Annotated in this window: 20 protein-coding genes; 12 read left to right on the top strand and 8 right to left on the bottom strand. The window is 70.5% G+C overall.

Features of this window, described 5'->3' with window-relative positions; all coding sequences use genetic code 11:
• The first annotated feature begins 216 nt into the window (after window positions 1-216).
• The gene (locus J2S57_RS16025) at window positions 217-567 is read left to right on the top strand and encodes a S24 family peptidase (protein ID WP_307243493.1); all 351 of its coding nucleotides are present in this window, start codon (window positions 217-219) and stop codon (window positions 565-567) included.
• 57 nt (window positions 568-624) lie between these two features.
• Window positions 625-1,029: a superoxide dismutase, Ni gene (sodN, locus tag J2S57_RS16020; RefSeq protein ID WP_307243490.1), complete on the top strand. Its 405-nt coding sequence runs from the start codon at window positions 625-627 to the stop codon at window positions 1,027-1,029.
• A 328-nt stretch (window positions 1,030-1,357) separates the two neighbouring features.
• On the opposite strand, the gene J2S57_RS16015 is transcribed toward sodN, so the two are convergent.
• A complete protein-coding gene (locus tag J2S57_RS16015; protein WP_307243487.1) occupies window positions 1,358-2,446 on the bottom strand; it encodes a type IV pilus twitching motility protein PilT in 1,089 nt (362 codons plus the stop codon).
• 128 nt (window positions 2,447-2,574) lie between these two features.
• Between J2S57_RS16015 and J2S57_RS35340 the strand changes: the two genes are divergently transcribed.
• Window positions 2,575-2,649 carry a 50S ribosomal protein bL37 gene (locus J2S57_RS35340; RefSeq protein ID WP_370449906.1) on the top strand — a complete coding sequence of 25 codons (75 nt, stop codon included), beginning with the start codon at window positions 2,575-2,577 and terminating at the stop codon, window positions 2,647-2,649.
• Window positions 2,650-2,719: 70 nt separating this feature from the next.
• On the opposite strand, the gene rsrA is transcribed toward J2S57_RS35340, so the two are convergent.
• The 4 genes from rsrA to J2S57_RS15995 all read right to left on the bottom strand — a co-directional run bounded on the left by rsrA (window position 2,720) and on the right by J2S57_RS15995 (window position 5,547).
• Window positions 2,720-2,977 carry a mycothiol system anti-sigma-R factor gene (gene rsrA / locus J2S57_RS16010; RefSeq protein WP_307243485.1) on the bottom strand — a complete coding sequence of 86 codons (258 nt, stop codon included), beginning with the start codon at window positions 2,975-2,977 and terminating at the stop codon, window positions 2,720-2,722.
• Window positions 2,974-3,726, bottom strand: a complete 753-nt coding sequence (locus J2S57_RS16005; RefSeq protein ID WP_370882481.1) for a sigma-70 family RNA polymerase sigma factor — start codon at window positions 3,724-3,726, stop codon at window positions 2,974-2,976. Before J2S57_RS16005 ends, rsrA begins: the two co-directional genes overlap by 4 nt.
• Before the next feature lie 177 nt (window positions 3,727-3,903).
• Window positions 3,904-4,584: an alpha/beta hydrolase family protein gene (locus tag J2S57_RS16000; protein ID WP_307243481.1), complete on the bottom strand. Its 681-nt coding sequence runs from the start codon at window positions 4,582-4,584 to the stop codon at window positions 3,904-3,906.
• A gap of 12 nt (window positions 4,585-4,596) precedes the next feature.
• On the bottom strand, window positions 4,597-5,547 hold the full coding sequence (locus tag J2S57_RS15995; RefSeq protein WP_307243479.1) for an SOS response-associated peptidase: 951 nt from the start codon (window positions 5,545-5,547) through the stop codon (window positions 4,597-4,599).
• Between the two features lie 120 nt (window positions 5,548-5,667).
• Here J2S57_RS15995 and J2S57_RS15990 point away from each other — a divergent pair, with 120 nt between their 5' ends.
• The 3 genes from J2S57_RS15990 to rsgA all read left to right on the top strand — a co-directional run bounded on the left by J2S57_RS15990 (window position 5,668) and on the right by rsgA (window position 8,865).
• Window positions 5,668-6,363, top strand: coding sequence for a DoxX family protein (locus J2S57_RS15990; protein WP_307243476.1), 696 nt, complete (start codon window positions 5,668-5,670; stop codon window positions 6,361-6,363).
• Window positions 6,364-6,505: 142 nt separating this feature from the next.
• The gene (aroA, locus tag J2S57_RS15985; RefSeq protein ID WP_370882480.1) at window positions 6,506-7,834 is read left to right on the top strand and encodes a 3-phosphoshikimate 1-carboxyvinyltransferase; all 1,329 of its coding nucleotides are present in this window, start codon (window positions 6,506-6,508) and stop codon (window positions 7,832-7,834) included.
• A complete protein-coding gene (gene rsgA / locus J2S57_RS15980) occupies window positions 7,810-8,865 on the top strand; it encodes a ribosome small subunit-dependent GTPase A (protein ID WP_370882657.1) in 1,056 nt (351 codons plus the stop codon). The genes aroA and rsgA overlap by 25 nt, the downstream gene beginning before the upstream one ends.
• 29 nt (window positions 8,866-8,894) lie before the next feature.
• Here rsgA and J2S57_RS15975 read toward each other — a convergent pair whose 3' ends face one another.
• Window positions 8,895-9,377, bottom strand: a complete 483-nt coding sequence (locus J2S57_RS15975) for a DUF2231 domain-containing protein (protein WP_307243468.1) — start codon at window positions 9,375-9,377, stop codon at window positions 8,895-8,897.
• A 149-nt stretch (window positions 9,378-9,526) separates the two neighbouring features.
• On the opposite strand from J2S57_RS15975, the gene hisN reads away from it, so the two are divergent.
• The 3 genes from hisN (at window position 9,527) to J2S57_RS15960 (ending at window position 12,620) form a co-directional block, all read left to right on the top strand.
• Window positions 9,527-10,324, top strand: coding sequence for a histidinol-phosphatase (gene hisN / locus J2S57_RS15970; RefSeq protein ID WP_370882656.1), 798 nt, complete (start codon window positions 9,527-9,529; stop codon window positions 10,322-10,324).
• Window positions 10,325-11,139: 815 nt separating this feature from the next.
• Window positions 11,140-12,129 (top strand): TerC/Alx family metal homeostasis membrane protein, encoded by a 990-nt coding sequence (locus J2S57_RS15965; protein ID WP_307243465.1) that lies wholly within the window; start codon window positions 11,140-11,142, stop codon window positions 12,127-12,129.
• A gap of 29 nt (window positions 12,130-12,158) precedes the next feature.
• Window positions 12,159-12,620 (top strand): RrF2 family transcriptional regulator, encoded by a 462-nt coding sequence (locus J2S57_RS15960; protein WP_307243463.1) that lies wholly within the window; start codon window positions 12,159-12,161, stop codon window positions 12,618-12,620.
• On the opposite strand, the gene J2S57_RS15955 is transcribed toward J2S57_RS15960, so the two are convergent.
• Window positions 12,617-13,381, bottom strand: coding sequence for a TetR family transcriptional regulator (locus J2S57_RS15955; protein ID WP_307243460.1), 765 nt, complete (start codon window positions 13,379-13,381; stop codon window positions 12,617-12,619). The two genes, J2S57_RS15960 and J2S57_RS15955, sit on opposite strands and share 4 nt — an antisense overlap.
• 162 nt (window positions 13,382-13,543) lie before the next feature.
• Window positions 13,544-13,855: a hypothetical protein gene (locus tag J2S57_RS15950; RefSeq protein ID WP_307243457.1), complete on the bottom strand. Its 312-nt coding sequence runs from the start codon at window positions 13,853-13,855 to the stop codon at window positions 13,544-13,546.
• A 243-nt stretch (window positions 13,856-14,098) separates the two neighbouring features.
• Between J2S57_RS15950 and J2S57_RS15945 the strand changes: the two genes are divergently transcribed.
• The 3 genes from J2S57_RS15945 to J2S57_RS15935 all read left to right on the top strand — a co-directional run bounded on the left by J2S57_RS15945 (window position 14,099) and on the right by J2S57_RS15935 (window position 19,332).
• A complete protein-coding gene (locus J2S57_RS15945) occupies window positions 14,099-15,232 on the top strand; it encodes a methyl-accepting chemotaxis protein (protein WP_307243455.1) in 1,134 nt (377 codons plus the stop codon).
• A gap of 72 nt (window positions 15,233-15,304) precedes the next feature.
• Window positions 15,305-16,771, top strand: a complete 1,467-nt coding sequence (locus tag J2S57_RS15940) for a 3' terminal RNA ribose 2'-O-methyltransferase Hen1 (RefSeq protein WP_307243453.1) — start codon at window positions 15,305-15,307, stop codon at window positions 16,769-16,771.
• Window positions 16,768-19,332, top strand: coding sequence for a polynucleotide kinase-phosphatase (locus J2S57_RS15935; protein WP_307243450.1), 2,565 nt, complete (start codon window positions 16,768-16,770; stop codon window positions 19,330-19,332). Before J2S57_RS15940 ends, J2S57_RS15935 begins: the two co-directional genes overlap by 4 nt.
• The last annotated feature ends 437 nt before the right edge of the window (window positions 19,333-19,769 follow it).

Genomic DNA, 19,769 nt, shown 5'->3' with positions numbered 1-19,769 from the left:
TTGCTTCGGTGGTCACGCGATACCTCCGGACGGGCCGCGACGGGCCGGGCGGGAACGACGAGAACACCGCCGAGGTAGGGCGATGGGAGTGGGAGCGCTGTGGGCTGTGGTGACGGCCGGCACGACTGAACGGGGGGTGACCCGTGGCCGCCATAGTGCCACACCTGTCCGGACAGGCAAGGGTGATTTTGGCGTGCCCGTGCGAGACCATCAGGTATGAGTTCGTCTCGGGCGTTCCGGCCACTGCTGCCGATCGGTCAGGTGATCGTGCGCGGGCGGTCGATGGAACCCACCCTGCGCGACGGCGACCGCATTCTGGTGCACTGGGGCGGACGGGCCGAGGCCGGGCGGGTGGCGGTGGTCCGGCTACCGGGCGACCGGCCGCTGTCGGTGAAAAGGCTGACGTTCCGCGACCCGGGCGGATGGTGGGTCGAACGGGACAACCCGGCCGAGGGCGTCGACTCGTGGCTGGTGGGCGCCGTGCCCGAGGCGGACGTGCTGGCCATGGCCCTGTTCCGGATCTGGCCCGACCCGGGCCGGATCACCCACCCGCGACGCGCACAGTGAGATCACGCGGAGTAGGTTACGAGTCCTCAGCCTCTAGCCTCGCGAACAGGAGTACCCATGCGGTTCCTCAACGCCTTCACCGCGGTCGAGGTCAGCGCTCACTGCGACCTTCCGTGCGGCGTCTACGACCCGGCCCAGGCCAAGATCGAGGCCCAGTCGGTCAAGGCCTGCATCGAGAAGTACAACGCCTCCGACGACGCCGTGTTCAAGGACCGTGCGATCTCGATCAAGGAGGAGCGCAGCGACCTGGTGAAGCACCACCTCTGGGTGCTGTGGACCGATTACTTCAAGCCCCCTCACTTCGAGAAGTACCCGCAGCTGCACGTCCTCTTCAACGAGGCCACGAAGCTCGCGGGGGCCGGCGGCACGAAGGGCAGCACCGACGTGGCCGTGGCCGACCAGCTGCTGGCCAAGATCGAGGAGATCAGCACGATCTTCTGGGAGACCAAGGCCGCGGCCTGACCCACCCCTCACGAACAGCGCCCGGTTCGACCGTTTCGGTCGGCCGGGCGCTGTCGTCTGCCTGAACGGGACATGAACGCTGGGCACAGTGACCCACGCCACAGCGTTTCTGAGTCGCGCTTCGAATGTAACAACTTGATAATGGACCAATCGGGCGTTGCGAGGGCAGTCTCAACGCCCCAGCTCCCTGGTCACGACGACGAGACCGGGTGAGCCCGTAGGAGGTGGAGGGCGGAACGGGACCCCGCCGTCCACCTCCTACGGACCCCTCAAACCGCTTGAGCCGCACCGGCAAGCGTTGCCGCGGACGCCGTCCCCACTTCCGGGATCAGGCCACCAGCCCGAGCCGGCGCAGCTCGACCGTGAGGTCGTGCGGGTTGCTGGCCACGGCCATCCCGTCGTGCAGGCTCACCACGCCGTCGCGGATCAGCTCCACCAGGTGCATGTCGAACGACTGCATCCCGTAGAAGCCACCCTCCTTGATCAGGTCGGTGATGGTGCTGGTCTTGTCCGGGTCGGAGATCGCGTCGGCGATCCGCCCGGTGTTCACGCAGACCTCCATCGCCAGGGCCCGGCCGGAGCCGTCGGCGCGCGGCACCAGACGCTGGCAGATGATGCCCTTCAGCGCGCCCGCGAGCGACAGACGCACCTGCTTCTGCTCGTGCGGCGGGAAGAAGTCGATGATGCGGGTGATGGTCTCCTTGGCGTCCTGCGTGTGCAGCGTGGACATCACGAAGTGACCGGTCTCGGCCGCGGACAGCGCCGAGTGCACCGTCTCCTGGTCGCGCATCTCACCGATGAGGATGACGTCGGGGTCCTGGCGCATCGCCGCCCGGAGGGCCACCGCGAAGTTCTGGGTGTCGACGCGCACCTCACGCTGGTTGACCATCGCCAGCTTGTCCTCGTGGAGGATCTCGATCGGGTCCTCCACGGTGACCAGGTGCACCTCCCGCTCGGAGTTGATCTTGTCGACCATGCCGGCGAGCGTGGTGGTCTTGCCCGAGCCGGTCGGTCCGGTGACGAGCACCAGGCCGCGCGGCTCGAGGGCCAGGCGGCCGATCACGTCGGGTACACCGAGCTTCTCGAGCGGGATCGCCCCCACGTTGACCCGGCGGAACACCAGCCCGGCCGAGCCCCGCTGACGGAACGCGTTGACCCGGTACCGGCCCACCCCGCTGATCGAGTAGGCGAAGTCGGCCTCGTTGGTGCGCTCGAACTCGGCCCGCAGGTCGTCGCGCAGCACCTCCGCGACCATGGCCTCGGTGTCGGCCGGGGTCAGATTGGGCACGTCGAGACGGCGCAGCTTGCCGTCGATGCGGATGCGCGGCGGGGATCCGACCTTGCAGTGCAGGTCAGAGCCGAAAAGCTCACTCAGCGCCCGGAGGAAGGGCACGACGGACACGGGGGGACGGCTCACGTGCGGAGAATCGGCCGCCGTGAGCAAATCTTGAGAAAACCGGTCGCCCGAGCTGGTCGCGAGCCCTTCGTCCGGAGCATCGGCCCGGACGTGAAAAGATGACGGGTAGTCGAGTGAAGGAGAATGCCATGAGCAAGCGCGGTCGCAAGCGCCGCTCGCGCAAGGGCAGCGCGGCCAACCACGGTCGCCGTCCCAACGCCTGAGCCTGAGCGCCAGAAGCAGCAAGAGGCGTTGCCCCACCGGGGCAACGCCTCTTGTCGTGTCAGGGCCGGTTCAGCCGTTGAGCTCGATCCGGGCCTCGGTGATCTTGATCATGATGCGGTCGCGCAGGTCGGCCGGGGCCGTCTCCTGGCAACAGCGGCGCACCAGGGCCTTGAGCGCGACGTCGAGGTCGTACTGCTGCAGGCAGGGTGAGCACTCCTCGAGATGCACCCGGATCTGGGCGATCTCGGCCTCACCCATCTCGCCGTCCAGGTACTCGTAGACCTGGTCGAGCACCTTGGAACAGTCCGGCTCGTTGCAGGCACTCATGCGGCACCATCCTGGGATCGCGCGGCGACGATGCCACGCTCGGCAGCGTATTCCTCGAGCAGGTCGCGGAGCTGGCGCCGGCCGCGGTGCAGCCGGGACATCACGGTGCCGATCGGGGTGCCCATGATCTCGGCGATCTCCCGGTAGGCGAAACCCTCGACGTCGGCGAGGTAGACCGCGATGCGGAACTCCTCGGGGATGCGCTGCAGCGCCTCCTTGACGTCGGAGTCGGGCAGCCGGTCGAGAGCCTCGGCCTCGGCGGAACGCAGACCGGCGGAGGTGTGAGACTCCGCCCGGGCGATCTGCCAGTCCTCGATCTCGTCGGTCTGGGCCTGCTGGGGTTCGCGCTGCTTCTTGCGGTACGTGTTGATGTACGCATTGGTCAGGATCCGGTACAGCCAGGCCTTGAGGTTCGTGCCGGGCTGGTACTGGTGGAAGGACGCGAACGCCTTCGTGAAGGTCTCCTGGACGAGGTCCTCGGCATCCGCCGGGTTGCGCGTCATCCGGAGGGCCGCCGAGTACAGCTGGTCCAGGTACTGCAGGGCATCCCGTTCGAAGCGGGCAGACCGCTCCTCGGGGTTCTCAGTCGCCGGTGCGCGACCCGCTTGGGCATCCATCACCGACGAGCCTAGCTGCACCGGAGCGGCTTTTCCCGCCCAGGTTCTCCCGGTGGACTGACCGGACGACCGTTCTGCCCCCGTGGGCCGTTCCTCCACCGTCGTCACGAGTAGCAACGGCACACTCCTCACTCTTCGCGGACACCCCGACGAGCCACCGTTTCGGGAGGTCATGGGGGGATTGACGTAGCGGTCACGGACGGTCACACGTCACCCGTTCGGGCGTGCCCGACACTCCCGGGCCCGGGGGCCGGTGACCGCTTGCGCAGTCATCACAACGCACGATGCGGGGAGGTCATTCCAGCCCGTTCAGACGTGCTTCGCCCATCCGGGGAGCCGGGCCGCCACGGCCTCCGCGACCGGGGCGTACTTCTTCAGAGAGTGATCACCCTCGACCCCCACCACCTCGACGCCGGGCAGGCCGAGCGCCTCGATGTCGGGGCCGGAGCCGAACGGGTCCTTCGCCCCCTGCACCACGAGCACCCCGATCCCGGCCTCCGCGGGCAGGGCGATCTCATCGGCCCGGGATTTCTCCGGACGGCCCGGCGGATGGAGCGGGAAGGCCAGGCAGCACACGGCGGTGGCGCCGAGCTCGGCCGCGGTACGGCACGCCACCCGCGCCCCCGCACTGCGCCCGCCCAGCACCAGCGGCACCGGGCGGCGCCTGAAGTCCGGCCTCCGGTTCAGCGCGGCGAGCACCGCCCGCCAGCCGATGTCGAGCTTGGGCGGGGCCGCGGCCACCTTCTTGCCGGCGACCCGCCAGGGCTGCTCGACCAGCACGGCCAGCCAGCCCGCGGCCACGGCGGCCTTCCGCACGGCCACCAGGTCGGCCGCCCCGATACCCCCGCCGGCGCCGTGCCCGAGCACGATCCGGCCGACCGGGGCCTGGGCCGGTTTCCACAGATGAGCCCGGGCCGGGCCGAGTTCGGTCTCGATCCCGACCACCTCCGAAGGTGCGCCGGGATCGTCGGTGCTCACGTCGTCCACCATGAAAGCCCCTGCTCAGAAGAGAGGATCGGCGACCGGGCCACCCAGCAGCTCACCGGTGGCCGGGTCGACCACGCCGATCAGACTGTCGGCGGGCGCCGGCTCGAGCAGCTCCGGGCCGTCGTTGCGCACCGAGTTCACCCGGCTGGTGACCGGCAGGGCGTCGAACCGCCCTCCGGGCAGGTCGAGGGTCAGCGCACGGACGCTCGGCGCGTCTTTGACGGCCGGGTCCAGCCAGTCGGCCCAGCGGTCTTTCGGGAGGACCAGCGGCATGCGGTCGTGGATGGTGTCGAGCCCGGGTTCGGCGGCCGTGGTGATGATCGAGAAGGTGACCAGCCAGGCCTGCGGGTCGTCGGCGTGCAGCTCGGCGTCGCGCCAGAACTCGTAGACCCCGCCGAAGGCCAGAGGCTCACCGTCGGCGAGGTTCATGAAGAACGGCTGCTTGCGGGGCTTGCCCTTCGCGTCCTTCTCGGTCGGGCTGACCTGCCACTCGTACCAGCCGTCGGCCGGCACCAGGCAGCGGCGCGAGAGGGCGGCCCGCTTGAACGCGGACTTCTCCAGGAAGGTCTCGACCCGGGCGTTGATCATACGGGCGCCGCCGGAGGCGTCCTTGCTCCAGCTCGGCACCAGACCCCAGCGCAGTTCACGCAGCTGCCGCACCGGGCGGGCACCGTCGTCGTCCGCGACGATCTGCTCCGGACGGCCGTCGCCGAGGGCGGCGGTGACCAGGTCGTCGACGGACCGGGCGTCGTCGTCCTCGTCGTCCGCCGGGTTCTCGGACATCGGGACCTGCTCGTCGGGGTCGCGGTGCGGCACCGCCATCCGCTCGATCACGACGGGCACGGTGTCGGTGGGGGCGACGTTGTACTTGGCCTGGGTCCGGGTGCCGTCGAGGTGGTCCTCCTCGACCTCGAACTCGACGACGAGTTCCTCGTGACCCCGGCTGGATGCGTAGCGTCCGCACATGTGGATCACAGTAGGTGTGATCTGTTCGATCTGCTGAACGGCCTGTGAGACGGTGCTGATTTAGGCGCTTTTCCGGCCTGTCCGTTCGCGTCGGCCCTCATTGAGGAGTAGCAAAGAACCATGACCCTCGTACGCCGTGTCGCCCGTCCCCTTCTCGCCGCCCCTCTGATCCAGTCCGGGGTCGAGGCGGCACGTCACCCCGGTGCCCACGCCGAGGCCGCCCGCCCGGTGCTGAAGCAGGTGTCGGGGCCGCTGCGCCTCCCGAACGACCCGGTGATGGTGGTGCGCTCCGCCGGCGCCGTGACGGCTGTGGCGGGTTCGCTGCTGGCCGCCGGCCGGCTGCCCCGCCTGTCCGCGCTGGCGATCGTGGTCACCGCCCCCGTGGTGCAGCCGGTCGAGCCGTTCTGGAAGGAGAAGGACCCGGCGCTGCGCCGCGAGAAGCAGGCCACCTTCGTGAAGACGCTGGGGCTGATCGGCGGCGCGCTGCTGGCCACGGTCGACACCGAGGGCAAGCCGAGCGTGGCCTACCGCGGTCGTAAGGCCCGCAAGGCGGCGGGGCTGGCGGTGCGCGAGGTCCGCGCCGACGCGCACGACACCGTCGCCGAGGTGAAGGTCAGCGGCCGCAAGGCCACCAAGAAGGCGCGCAAGCAGGCGCAGGAGTTCGCCCGTGAGGCCGAGAAGGCGGCGCGGCAGGCCGCGAAGGAAGCCGGCCGGACCAGCCGCCGGGCCCGCAAGAAGGCCGAGAAGATCGCGGCCAAGCAGTCGGCGAAGGCCCATCGGGCCGCGCAGAAGGCCGGGCACGCCCTGCCGATCTGAGGCCGCCCGGAACCGGCCGCTCCCGCGCGGTCACCGCGCGGGAGAAACGGGGCTGCCCCTCGCGTGTCCCGCCAGATACGCTCGTCGCCGGTAAGCCGTTTCGGCGGCAGTGGGCGACGACGGAAGTAGCGCGATTCAGGCGATGAGTACCCCGGTGAGCGACGAGGCAGCACCCTGGCCGGCCCCGACGGTGGAGGGCCCGGTCTCCGCGACGGTGTCCCTGCCCGGTTCCAAGTCCCTCACCAACCGGTATCTGGTGCTGGCCTCGCTCGCCGACGAGCCGTCCCGCCTGCGGGCACCGCTGCGCTCGCGTGACACCCTGCTGATGGCCTCGGCGATCGGCAGCCTCGGCACCGGGCTGGAAGACGCGGTCGCCACCGGCGCGTTCGGCGCCGACTGGCTGATCACCCCGGGCGAGCTGCGCGGTCCGGCCTCGATCGACGTCGGCCTGGCCGGCACCGTGATGCGCTTCGTGCCGCCGGTCGCCGCGCTGGCGAACGGCGACATCTTCTTCGACGGCGACCCGCACGCCCGGGTGCGCCCGATGGGCCCGATCATCGAGGCCCTGCGCGGTCTGGGCGTCGCCGTCGACGACGGGGGCGACGGCCGTCTGCCGTTCACGGTCCGGGGCACCGGCTCGGTGCGCGGTGGCACGCTCGAGATCGACGCGTCCGCCTCCTCGCAGTTCGTCTCGGCCCTGCTGCTGGCGGGCGCCCGGTTCGAGGAGGGCCTGACGCTGCGCCACGTGGGCGGCCGGGTGCCGAGCGAGCCGCACGTCACGATGACCGTCGAGGCCCTGCGCGACGTCGGCGTGGTCGTCGACGACTCCGAGCCCGACGTGTGGCGGGTCGAACCCGGCCGGGTCGGCGGGCTCGACGTGATGGTCGAGCCCGACCTGTCCAACGCCGCGCCGTTCCTGGCCGCGGCCCTGGTCGCCGGTGGGTCGGTGACCGTGCCGGGCTGGCCGCAGTACACCACCCAGGCGGGCGACCACCTGCGTGACCTGTTCGACGAGATGGGCGCCGACGTCTCCCTCGACCGCGACGGCCTGACCGTGAGCGGCACCGGCGAGATCTACGGCCTGGACGCCGACCTCAGTGCCGCCGGTGAGCTCACCCCGACCGTCGCGGCGATTGCCGCGCTCGCCGAAACCCCTTCGCACCTGCGGGGAATCGCGCACCTGCGGGGTCACGAGACCGACCGGCTCAAGGCGCTGGCGACCGAGCTGAACCGGCTCGGCGGCAACGTCACCGAGACCGACGACGGCCTGATCATCAAGCCGGCGAAACTGCGCGGCGGGGTGTTCCGGAGCTACGCCGACCACCGCATGGCCACGGCGGGCGCCGTGATCGGCCTGAAGGTGCCGGGCGTGGGCGTGGAGAACATCGGCACCACCGCCAAGACCCTTCCGGAGTTCACCCAGTTGTGGGAACGGATGCTGACGGGATCGGACGGCACCTCGCAGCGGTGAGTCCCCGGCGAAGAGGGCAGGACGAGGAGTCGCAGATCCGGTTCCGGCCCAACCCCAAGGGCTCACGGCCGCGGACGAAGGAACGGCCCGTGCACGCGGACGCGGTGACGGCTCAGGTCGTCACCGTCGACCGCGGCCGGTTCGGCTGTCTGCTGGGCGGTTTCGAGGCGACCGGTGACGACCTGGTGGTCACCGCGATGAAGGCGCGCGAGCTGGGCCGTACCGCCGTGGTGGTGGGCGACCGGGTCGGGCTGGTCGGCGACGTCTCCGGTGCCCCCGGCTCGCTGTCGCGGATCGTGAAGGTCGAGCCGCGCAGCTCACTGCTGCGGCGCAGTGCCGACGACACCGACGTGGTCGAGCGGGTGATCGTGGCGAACGCCGACCAGCTGGCCATCGTCACCGCGCTGGCCGATCCGGTGCCGCGCCCGCGCATGGTCGACCGCTGCCTGGTCGCCGCCTACGACGCGGGGCTCGACCCGCTGCTGGTGCTGACCAAGGCCGACCTGGCCGACCCGGCGGAGTTCACGGCGCAGTACGCGGCGCTCGAGGTGCCCTGGCTGGTGTCGCGACGCTCGTCCCCCGAGGCCTTCGAGGGGCTCGAGGAGATCCGGGAGAAGCTGGCCGGGCGGGTCACGGTGCTGGTGGGGCACTCCGGCGTGGGCAAGTCGACGCTGGTGAACGCCCTGACCGGGGCCGAGCGGGCGACCGGGCGGGTCAACGACGTGACCGGCCGGGGCCGCCACACCTCCACCTCGGCGATCGCACTGCGCCTGCCCGGCGGCGGCTGGGTCGTGGACACGCCCGGGGTGCGGTCGTTCGGCCTGGGCCACGTCGATCCCGACCGGCTGGTGCACGCCTTCCCCGAGCTCGAGGCCGGCACCGACGAGTGCCCGCGGGGATGCACGCACGACGAGCCGGAGTGCGGTCTGGACGCGTGGGTGGCGGACGGGCACGCGGGGACGTCGGGGGCGGCCCGGCTGGAGTCGTTCCGGCGGTTGCTGCGGGCGAAGGCCGGGCAGCCGGACCACTGAGGGTGAGCTGACCGGCCGGCCTCGGACGGCTACTGGTTCGTCGAGGCGATCGTGTCCTTCCAGACCGCCTCGGCGCCGCTGTCCCCCACCCGGTAGGTCCAGGCGACGGCCGCGACCCCGACCGCCAGGGTCAGCACCAGCGAGGTGGCGAGCTTCGGCGCCGAGGTGGACGGCGCGTCGGAGCGGGTGCGCAGCAGGAGCCAGGCGATGAGCGACACCACGAACTGCGCGATCGCGAAGTAGATGAGAAGTGACGCGATGTCGCCGTGATCCTTGGCCACCGGCTCGAAATCCGGATTGCTGAGACGGGCCTGGAGTTTCTCACCCGACTCCATGGCGGCGTAGGTGGCCGCGGCGGCGAGCAGGTTTCCCAGCACCGCCCAGGGAAGTTCGCGCCGCCAGCGGGGACGGGCGACGAAGGCCACCGTGACCACCGACATCAGCGGCAGCAGCACGACGACGGCGTGGACGACGAGCGCGTGGACCGGCATACCGTTGAAGAGATCGAACATGAGATAAAGCTTAAACCCTCAAACAATTCTCTGCGATCACTCAAGAACTGCCCAATGGTCTTAGTACCCACAGGAATTCCTCAGTAAATCCATAGATGAATTCCCATCAACCCCCTCCACCCCGGCGTGACCTGGGCGTGACCGAAGCGCTGTACCGTCCAGCTGTGGGCTACGAAGACGATCTCCGCCTTGCACACGTGCTCGCGGACCAGGTGGACTCGGTGACGTACGCCCGTTTCCTGGCGGCGGACCTCCAGGTCGAGACCAAACCCGACCTGACCCCGGTGAGCGACGCCGACCGGGCGGCCGAGGAACTGATCCGGGGCCAGCTCAAGCGCACCCGGCCCCGCGACTCGGTGCTGGGCGAGGAGTTCGGTGTCACCGGGCACGGCAGCCGTCAGTGGATCATCGACCCGATCGACGGCACCAAGAACTTCGTGCGCGGGGTGCCGGTCTGGGCCACCCTGATCGCGCTGGTCGACAACGGCAACCCGGTGGTCGGGCTGGTCTCGGCCCCCGCGCTGCAGCGCCGCTGGTGGGCGAGCCGGGGCACCGGCGCCTGGACCGGGCGGAGCCTGACCAAGGCCCGGCGCATCCAGGTCTCGGGCGTCGCCCGGCTCGAAGACGCCTCGCTCAGCTACGCCTCGCTCGGCGGCTGGGACGAGCGCGGCCTGGGCGAGAACTTCCGCGAGCTGATGAGCACCGTGTGGCGCACCCGGGCCTACGGCGACTTCTGGTCGTACATGCTGCTCGCCGAGGGTGCCGTCGACCTGGCCTGCGAACCCGAGCTGGCGTTGTACGACATGGCCGCGCTGGTTCCGATCGTGGTCGAGGCCGGCGGCACGTTCACCTCGCTCGAGGGCAAGGACGGCCCGTTCGGCGGCAACGCCGTGGCCACCAACGGCCTTCTCCACGCCGACACCCTCGAGCTGCTGAACAAAGACTGAAGCCGGGGCGCGAGAAGCGTCGCGTAGAGGTCGAACCAGCCGTACCCGCCCGCCGCGCCGGAGGGCGGGTTGCCCTGGCTGATCACGCCCAGCACCGGGTCGTAGGGCGCCCACGACCAGGTGTGCAGCGCGGTGCCGAGCAGCTCCAGGTAGGTCACCACCACGAACGCGCCCACGTAGAGCAGCCGGGCCCGGCCCCAGATCATGAACCCGAGCAGGCACAGGAACCAGAACGCGCCGAGCACGTCGGGCCGCTCGGCGAGGAACAGGCCGTGCAGCGCCCAGGCCCCGCCGGCCACCACCGTGCCCACCGACCAGAGGCGAGCGTGCCGCCGGACCAGGCCGGAACGTCCCAGGGCCAGGGCCGCCAGATACACCAGGCCGTGCCCCGGCGGAACGAACATCGGCACCGTGCCGATGCGGTAGGTGTAGGCCTCGAGCAGCGGCGAGAACGTGTACTCGACGATCGACGCGAACAGCACCACCAGCATCGTCTGCCAGCGCACCAGCACGCTCTCGCGCCGCAGGAGGTGGGCGAGCATCGCCCAGGTGGCGATCCCGAGCACCAGCTGACGGGCCAGCTCGTGACCACCCACCCAGGCCACCGGCGCCGCGTCCACCAGCAGGAACATCCCGATCCAGAGGGCCACGACGGCGACGAGCACCAGTTCGGGATCGACGCGGCGACGGATCAGCAGGAGCATGCCTCCAGATAAGCAGACGCACCCGCGGCGCATCGCGCGCGGTTGCCGGCCCGAACGGTGCGAAAGTGGCCGGATGAGGCCCTCTTCCCTCACGGGGCCGGGAGGCGTGACATGCACGTCAGCATCCTGTGGTGGGCCGGCACTCTCGGCCTGATCGCTCTTCTCCTGACGGTGGACCTGATCCTCAGCGGGCACAGTCACCGGCAGACGGCGCGCAGCAGCGCCCGCTGGGTGGCTTTCTACGTGGTGGCGGCCCTGCTCTTCGCGGTGGCGGTCGGGGCCGGGTTCGGGTCCGGGCCGGCCGGGCAGTTCCTGGCCGGCTGGCTCACCGAGTACAGCCTCAGCATCGACAACCTGTTCGTGTTCCTCGTGCTGATGAACCGTTTCGGCGTCCCGCAGCAGCTGCAGCTGCGGGTGCTGACCTTCGGCGTGGTCATCGCCCTGGTGCTGCGCGGCGTCCTGATCGCGGTCGGCGCGGTGGCGATCGCCCGCTTCTCCTGGGTCTTCTACCTGTTCGGCGCGCTGCTCATCCACACCGCCTGGACGATGATCCGGCCCTCGCCCGCGCCGGCGGAGGACGACGAGGAGGTGCCCGCCACCGCGAGCGCCCTGAGCCGGCTGATCCCGAGCACCCGGGTCTGGCACGGAACCCGCCTGTTCGTGCGCGAGAACGGTCACCGGCGGGCCACTCCCCTGCTGCTGACGATGCTGACGATCGGCGTCACCGACGTGCTGTTCGCCCTCGACTCGATCCCGGCGATCTTCGGGCTCACCACCGAGGCGTTCCTGGTGGTCAGTGCCAACGCGTTCGCGCTGATCGGGCTGCGCCAGCTGTTCTTCGTGGTGCGGGGCCTGCTCGACCGGCTGGAGCACCTGAACAAGGGGCTCTCGCTGGTGCTGGCCTTCATCGGGGTGAAGCTGATTCTCGAGGCGATGCACGAGACCGGGTTCGGCTGGGCCCCGGAGATCCCGACCTGGGTGAGCCTGGCCGTGGTGGTGGGGCTGATCGGGGGAACGGCGGCGGTGAGCCTGGTGCTGGAACGGCGCCGTGCCCGCACCCACGGTCACGACGGCGAGCGGGAACCCGCTGACGTGCACTAGGTCCTGGCGACACCCGGCACAATGGGCGGGTGCGCATCTCCGCGAAGACCGACTACGCAGTCCGGGCGGCCCTCGAGCTCGCCGCCGCCCCGGAGGGCGCGTGGATCAAGACCGAGACGGTGGCCGAACGGCAGAGCATCCCGCTGCCCTTCCTGCTGAACATCCTGGCCGAGCTGCGCACGGCCGGTCTGGTGCAGAGCCGTCGTGGGGCCGAGGGCGGCTACCGGCTGGCCCAGCCCGCCGCGGAGATCAAGATCGCCGACGTGATCCGGGTGATCGACGGGCCGCTGGCCAACATCGCCGGGGAGCGCCCGGAGGACGTGGCCTACTCGGGAGCGGCCGTGGCGCTGCGAGATGTCTGGGTGGCACTGCGTGCCAAGATGCGCGTCGTGCTCGAGACGGCGACGCTCGCCGACGTCAGCAACGGCACGCTGCCCGAGGTGGTCAGCTCGCTGCTCACCGACGACGACGTGTGGCGTGCGCGTATCTAGCTGCTCAGCGAGCGGGAGATCCGCGCGACCACGTCGTCGAGCGGCTGGCCGGCGCGGAACACCGCCACCACCACGTCGTCGTTCGGGCCCTTCACCGGCGGAGCGACGGGTGAGGTGACGGGCGGGGTGCCGGGCACCGTGGGGGCGGCGCCGAACGTCTGCATCACCCACCCGGACGCCGTGTCGAGATCTCCGATCGGGTCGTAACCGCCTCCGGCGCGCAGCCATTCGCGCAGCACGGCATTGTGCGCGGCGACCACCGCGGCCGCCACGACATCGGCGCGCAGCACGGCCTGGGCCTCGGGCAGCGTTCCCGCCAGCCGCCCGCGCACGTAGCGGCTGAAGGTGCGCTCGTAGCGCTGCACGCTGGCCAGCTCGCGGTCGCGCAGGGCCGGCACGCTGCGCGAGAGCCGGTAGCGCTGCACCGAGACCTTCGGGTCGTCGAGGTAGCTCAGCAGCACGAGTTTCACCGCGCCGCAGATGGCCTCGATCGGGTCGAGGGCGGTCTGGGCGATGAGGTGCTGGTTCACCATGGCGAGCAGGGAGTCGTGATCGGGGAAGATCACGTCGTCCTTGGAACGGAAGTAGCGGAAGAACGTGCGCCGGGCGATGCCCGCTCTCTCGGCGATCGCGTCGACCGTGGTGCCGTCGTAGCCCCGGGCCTCGAACAATTCGAAAGCCGCGGCTGCGATACGCCGCCCGGTGTCGGGGTGGCTTCCCGGGGCGGACTGCTCTCCGGGGACGAGCGGGACCCGTGACATGCCCGTGACCATACCCGGCGAAGCGGGGCAGGCGGCTGTCCGGGCAGTGGGACGGCTCACGCCGCAGCCCCTGTCGCCCCCGCGACCCGACCACAGAACCAAGGCGGCTTGAGGACGTTCGGGCACCGGAACGTCCTCAAGCCGCCTTGGTTCTCGCGAAAGTCAGGCGGTGCGCCGCAGCGCGGGGTCGAGCCGGCGGCGGGACGCCTCCGGCAGGGAGGCCTCGACGCAGGCCGGGCAGGCCTCGTGCGGGGCGGCCGAGAACGGGCGGTCCCAGAAGACGGTCCAGCCGGACGTCCACTCGCCGCACAGGGTCTTGCGTGAACCGGCCTGCCAGGCGTGCTGAGCGCCGTAGGGGACCCAGGCGAAGGGAGGTTTCCCGGATGACGACCGCACTTTGTGCGTCGCCGTGACGTAGAGCTGCGCCTCGGCATGCTTCGCGCCGCCGAGGGTGGGGGTCAAGGTGCTGGTCATGGCCCGACTCCTCTCGTCCTGGGTGCCCCAATGCACTCAGTGCCATCATTAAGGCACTCGATGCAGGGAAGATGCAAGAGCCCCACGCCGACCTGATCGTCCTGCCTCGGAGCTGTCGCCGAACGGCCCGGGCCAAAGGTCCCGACCTCAAGGACGCGGGCCGCAGTTCTTCAAGATCTGGCCGTCCCTGGCGACAACCTCCCTAGCAACGAGGCGATCAACTCAAGCATCGGGGGAACTGCCATGAGTCTGTTGATGACGCGAGCCAGGAAGGCGCCGCAACAGGCGTCGCTCCTCACCGCCCTGCAGGACCAGACCCACCCGCTGCGCGCCGCACTCGACAGCGTGCACGTGAACTGCTTCATCGCCGACATGAACCTGACCCTGGTCTGGGCCAACCGGCTGGCCTTCGCGACGCTCGGCGAGCTCGCCCCGAAGATCCACGCCTCGTTCGGGGTGAGCCTGCACGACCTGATGGGCGGCTCGATCCACCGGTTCCACAAGGACCCCTCGCGAATCGAGCGCATCCTGGCTGAACCGGGTGCTCTGCCCCGGGTCGCGGTCTTCTCCTTCGGCGGGGTCACCCTGCGCACGATGATCAACGCCATCACGGACACCGACGGTCAACGCCTCGGCTACATCGTGGCCTGGGACAACGTGACCGATCGCAACGCGCGGGCGAACGCCACCTTCGCCGCGAACGAGGAGGTGACGTCGCGACTCGACCATGTCTCACGCACGCTGGCCGAGACCGCGGGTGACACCTCGCAGCAGGCGACCAACGCGGCCGGCGCCACCGAACAGATGAACGCGGCCGTCCGCGAGATCGCCCGGGCCTCCTCGGAGGCGACCCAGCAGGTGCAGCGAACCGTGGACGCCACCGCACAGAACCTGCAGCAGCTGCGCGAGCTGCAGAGCATGAGCAACGAGATCGGCGGGATCCTGCGCATCATCGAGGCGGTGGCCGGGCAGACCAAGATGCTGGCCCTGAACGCCACGATCGAGGCGGCCCGGGCCGGCGAGGCGGGCAAGGGCTTCGCGGTCGTGGCCGACGAGGTGAAGCAGCTGGCCGAGACCACCACGGCGAGCATCAGCGACATCGAGAACAAGATCAAGGACATCCAGACGGCCGCGGACGGCAGTGCCGAGGCCACGGCCGGAATCGACGGGCTGGTCGACCGGATCCGCGAGTCCCAGGAGACGATCGCCGCCGCCATCGAGGAGCAGTCCGCCACCACCGAGAGTATCGCTCAGACCATCTCGGTCATCGCCGAGCGTGCCCGGCACACCTCCAGTCAGGCGATGGAGGTCCAGCAGGCTGTCACTTCGGTTCAGGAACAGGCTCAGGTGCTCCGAGACATCATCGACAACTCCTGATCTCGATAATCGGCTCCGACCCACGCCGAAATTGCGTGGGCCGGAGCCGCCCCGATTGACAGACTGGCTCTCGTGTTCCTGACGATCACCTCGACCAGCGAGCGGACCGAGGCTCCGGCCACCGACCTGGGCTACCTGCTGCACAAGCATCCCGACCGGGCGCAGAAGTTCGGGCTGCCCGTCGGCACGGCGCACGTGTTCTACCCGCGCGCCGACGCGACCACCTGCACGGCTGCCCTGTTGCTGGAGGTCGACCCGATCGCGCTGGTGCGGGGCCGTGGCTCCCGGCCGGCCGAGGGTTTCTCGCTGGCGCAGTACGTGAACGACCGGCCCTACGCCGCCTCGTCGATGCTCGCCGTGGCGCTGGGCAAGGTGTTCAAGACGGCGATCAGTGGTCGCTGCGACGTGCGGCCCGACCTGCCCGGGGCGCCGCTCGACCTGTCGCTGCACGTACCGGCACTGCCCTGCCGGGGTGGCACCGACGTGGCGCGCCGACTCTTCGAGCCCCTGGGCTGGTCGGTCTCGGTGACGCCGGTGCCGCTGGACCCGGAGTTCGGCTGGGGCGACTCGCCCTACGTCGACCTGCGTCTGAGTGGCCGCAAGCTGGTGTCCGACGCACTGAGTCAGCTCTACGTGATGCTGCCCGTGCTCGACGACGCCAAGCACTACTGGGTCACCGCCGACGAGGTCGACAAACTGGTGCGGGCCGGGGAGGGCTGGCTCACCGAGCACCCCGAGCGCGCGCTGATCACCGAGCGGTACCTGCGTCACCAGCGGCGCCTGGTCGACGACGCGTCCGAGCGGTTCGCCGGTCTCGAGGACGAGGTGTCGCCCGATCTGGTGGCCGAGGAGAACGAGCTTGAGGACGCGTCGGTCGGGTCGGTCTCTCCCGACGGGTCCGTGGTCGCGCCGGTTCTCGCGGGGCCGGAGGCTCCGCTGTGGGTGCAGCGGGTGAACGCCCTGGTCGAGTCGCTCGAGGCGGCGGGTGCGCAGAGCGTGGCCGACCTCGGCTGCGGGGAGGGCAAGCTGCTCCGGGCGCTGCTCGAGAACCCGCGCTATCAGAGACTTCTGGGCGTGGACGTGTCGCACCGGGCGCTGCAGACCGCGGTGCGCCGGTTGCGGCTGGAACAGCAGTCCGACCGGGTGCGTGAGCGCATCACGCTGCGGCAGTCGTCGCTGGTCTACGCCGACGCCTCGCTGAGCGGTTACGACGCGGCGGTGCTGTCCGAGGTGATCGAGCACGTCGACCCCTCGCGGCTGCCGGTGCTGGCGGCGAACGTCTTCGGCACCGCACGGCCGGGGGTGGTGCTGGTGACCACGCCGAACGTGGAGCACAACGCGCACTTCGGGTTGGAGCACGGCGAGACCCGGCACACCGACCACCGTTTCGAGTGGGACCGGGAGCAGTTCCAGGCCTGGGCCGCCGATGTGGCGGTGCGCTACGGGTACTCCGTGCGGTTCAAGGGCGTCGGCACCGAGCATCCGGAGGCCGGCCCCCCGACGCAACTGGCCGTCTTCACCCTGGAGGTGTCCCGATGAGCGAGCACCAGCTGACCGTTCCCGCCACCTGCCTGGTGGTGCTCGTGGGCGTCTCCGGATCGGGCAAGTCCACCTTCGCGCGGGCCAAGTTCGGCCCCTACGAGGTGATCTCGAGCGACTTCTGCCGAGGCCTGGTCTCGAACGACGAGAACTCGCAGGACGCCACGGCCGCCGCGTTCGACGTGCTGAACTACATCGTGGGCAAGCGCCTGGAGGCCGGGCTGCTCACCGTGGTGGACGCCACCAACGTGCAGAAGGACGCGCGGGCGAGCCTGCTGCGGGTGGCCCGCGACCACGACGTGCTCCCCGTGGCGATCGTGCTGGACACGCCGAAAGAGGTGTGTCTCGAGCGCAACGCGTCCCGCACCGACCGGGACTTCGGGGCGCGGGTGATCCACCGGCAGTCCGAGTCGCTGCACCGTTCGCTGAGGGGCCTCAAGCGTGAGGGCTTCCGCCGGGTGCACGTGCTCGACTCGCCGGAGAAGGCGGCCGAGGCCGTGATCGTGCGCGAGCCGCTTCTGAACGACCTGCGCGCGCGCACCGGCCCGTTCGACGTGATCGGCGACGTGCACGGCTGCCGTGCCGAGCTCGAGACCTTGCTCGGCAAGCTGGGTTACGGCCTGATCCTCGACCCGGCGGGCAACCCGGTCGACGCGGTGCCGCCGGCCGGGCGCACGGCCGTGTTCGTGGGTGACCTGGTCGACCGGGGCCCCGACTCCCCCGGTGTGTTGCGCCTGGTGATGGGCATGATCGACTCCGGCCACGCGCTGTGCGTCAGCGGCAACCACGAGCACAAGCTGGTGCGGGCCCTGGCCGGGCGCGACGTGAAGCTCACGCACGGGCTGGAGCGCACGATGGCCCAGCTGGCGTCGGAGACGCCGGAGTTCCGCACCACCGTGGCCGCGTTCTGCGAGGGCCTGATCTCGCACTACGTGCTCGACGGCGGCAACCTGGTCGTGGCCCACGCCGGGCTGAAAGAGGCCTACCACGGCCGGGCCTCGGGACGGGTGCGGAGTTTCGCGCTGTACGGCGACACCACCGGCGAGACCGACAGCTACGGCCTGCCGGTGCGCTACCAGTGGGCCAAGGACTACCGGGGCCGCGCGACGGTGCTCTACGGGCACACGCCGACCGTGACCACCGAGTGGATCAACAACACCCTCTGCCTCGACACCGGCGCGGTGTTCGGCGGGAGCCTGACGGCACTGCGGTACCCGGAGCGTGAGATCGTCAGCGTGCCGGCCGAGCAGGTCTGGTACGAGCCGGCCAAGCCGTTCGTGCCGTCCGACCCGGCGAAGGAACCCGAGACCGCGCGCGAGCCGGATGTTCTCACGCTCGCCGACGTCTCGGGCAAGCGCTCGGTGCAGACCCGTCACCACGGCCGGGTCACGGTCTCGGCCGAGAACGCGGCCGGGGCCCTCGAGGTGATGAGCCGCTGGGCCGTCGACCCGCGGTGGCTGCTGTACCTGCCGCCCACGATGGCCCCGACACCCACCAGCACCCGGCCCGGGCTGCTGGAGCACCCGGCCGAGGCGTTCGCCGCGTACGCGAAAGACGGCGTGCCCGAGGTGATCTGCGAAGAGAAGCACATGGGCTCGCGGGCCGTCGTGCTGGTCTGCCGCGACGCGTCGGTGGCCGGTTCGCGCTTCGGGTTCCCCGACGGGCAGACGGGAATCGTGCACACCCGCACCGGCCGTCCCTTCTTCTCGTCGGTCAGCGACTCGGAAGCCCTTCTCGACCGGGTGCGTTCGGCCCTGGAGAGCACCGGCATCTGGAACGAGCTCGACACCGGCTGGGTGCTGCTCGACGCCGAGATCCTGCCCTGGTCGCTGAAGGCCGACGCCCTGATCCGGGAGCAGTACGCGGCGGTGGGAGCAGCCTCCCGCGCAGCCCTGCCGCCGGCCGTCGAGGCCCTGAACGCCGCCGCGCAGCGGGTGCCGGCCCTGCTCGAGCTGCGCAACCGCACCTGGGCCCGGCGCGACGCCGCGGATGCGTTCGGGCAGGCCTACCGCCGTTACGTCTGGCCCTCCGAAGGACTGGACGGCGTGCGGGTGGCTCCCTTCCAGCTGCTCGCGGCCGAGGGCACGACCTTCCACGACCGTGACCACCACTGGCACCTGGCCCTGGCCGACCGCCTGGTGGAGGCCGACCCGCTGTTCCTCACCACCCGCCGGATGGTGCTCGACCCGGCCGCGGCCGGCGCCGTCGACCTGGCGGTGACCTGGTGGGAGGAGCTCGTCGGGGAGGGGGGCGAGGGCATGGTGGTGAAGCCCCTGGCCAACCTGACCCGTACCAAGCGAGGCCTGGTGCAGCCCGGCCTGAAGGTGCGTGGCCCCGAGTACCTGCGCATCATCTACGGCCCGGACTACCTGCTCGAGGAGAACCTGGCCCGGCTGAAGTCCCGTGCGGTGGGCCGTAAACGGGCTGCCGCCCTGAGGGAGTACGCGCTGGGTCTGGAGGGCCTGGAGCGGGTGGCCGCCGGCGAGCCCCTCTGGCGGGTGCACGAGGCCGTGTTCTCGGTGCTGGCGCTGGAGTCGGAGCCGATCGACCCGAGACTGTGAGCGGACCCGGCTGATTCCGGGCGCTCGGTTCGGGATCTCTGGTTCCGGGCTCCTGGTTCCGGGCTCCTGCTTCCGGCGCCCCGGGTTCCGGCTCCTGGTCTTGGTCTTGGTCTTGGTCCCGAGAGGGTGAGGGTCTTTGCTATCAAGACCGCCGTACGATCCGTAAGGTCCTGAGCCTGAGAGCCTTACGGATCGTACGAGCAATTTGAGAATGAAAACCCGCACCCTGGAGCCTCGTGGCCCATGGGGCGCTTGGGGTATTGGAGACTTGGGCTCCCGGGCCTTGCCGAGCACTGACGGCTCGGGCCCCGGAGATCGGCATGCGCCCCGGGCACCCAGCTACTCACGTACTCGGACTCCGGGCCCAGCCACCCGCCTACCCGCATCCCGAGTGCCCGGCCACCCGCATCCCGAGCACCCAGCCACCCGCATCCCGA

The sequence above is a fragment of the Kineosporia succinea genome (assembly GCF_030811555.1).
Lineage (GTDB): Bacteria > Actinomycetota > Actinomycetes > Actinomycetales > Kineosporiaceae > Kineosporia > Kineosporia succinea.
Note: the sequence above shows the minus strand (reverse complement) of the source record. Positions and strands in the feature narration are given on the sequence as shown.

Coding starts and splice junctions, on each gene's coding strand:
- sodN (WP_307243490.1), top strand. CDS start 625: ATGCGGTTCCTCAACGCCTTCACCGCGGTCGAGGTCAGCGCTCACTGC.
- J2S57_RS15955 (WP_307243460.1), bottom strand. CDS start 13,381: ATGTCACGGGTCCCGCTCGTCCCCGGAGAGCAGTCCGCCCCGGGAAGC.
- J2S57_RS15935 (WP_307243450.1), top strand. CDS start 16,768: ATGAGCGAGCACCAGCTGACCGTTCCCGCCACCTGCCTGGTGGTGCTC.
- J2S57_RS15995 (WP_307243479.1), bottom strand. CDS start 5,547: ATGTGCGGACGCTACGCATCCAGCCGGGGTCACGAGGAACTCGTCGTC.
- J2S57_RS16000 (WP_307243481.1), bottom strand. CDS start 4,584: ATGGTGGACGACGTGAGCACCGACGATCCCGGCGCACCTTCGGAGGTG.
- J2S57_RS16025 (WP_307243493.1), top strand. CDS start 217: ATGAGTTCGTCTCGGGCGTTCCGGCCACTGCTGCCGATCGGTCAGGTG.
- J2S57_RS15975 (WP_307243468.1), bottom strand. CDS start 9,377: ATGTTCGATCTCTTCAACGGTATGCCGGTCCACGCGCTCGTCGTCCAC.
- J2S57_RS15990 (WP_307243476.1), top strand. CDS start 5,668: ATGACCCTCGTACGCCGTGTCGCCCGTCCCCTTCTCGCCGCCCCTCTG.
- J2S57_RS15965 (WP_307243465.1), top strand. CDS start 11,140: ATGCACGTCAGCATCCTGTGGTGGGCCGGCACTCTCGGCCTGATCGCT.
- aroA (WP_370882480.1), top strand. CDS start 6,506: ATGAGTACCCCGGTGAGCGACGAGGCAGCACCCTGGCCGGCCCCGACG.
- J2S57_RS15950 (WP_307243457.1), bottom strand. CDS start 13,855: ATGACCAGCACCTTGACCCCCACCCTCGGCGGCGCGAAGCATGCCGAG.
- rsrA (WP_307243485.1), bottom strand. CDS start 2,977: ATGAGTGCCTGCAACGAGCCGGACTGTTCCAAGGTGCTCGACCAGGTC.
- J2S57_RS15945 (WP_307243455.1), top strand. CDS start 14,099: ATGAGTCTGTTGATGACGCGAGCCAGGAAGGCGCCGCAACAGGCGTCG.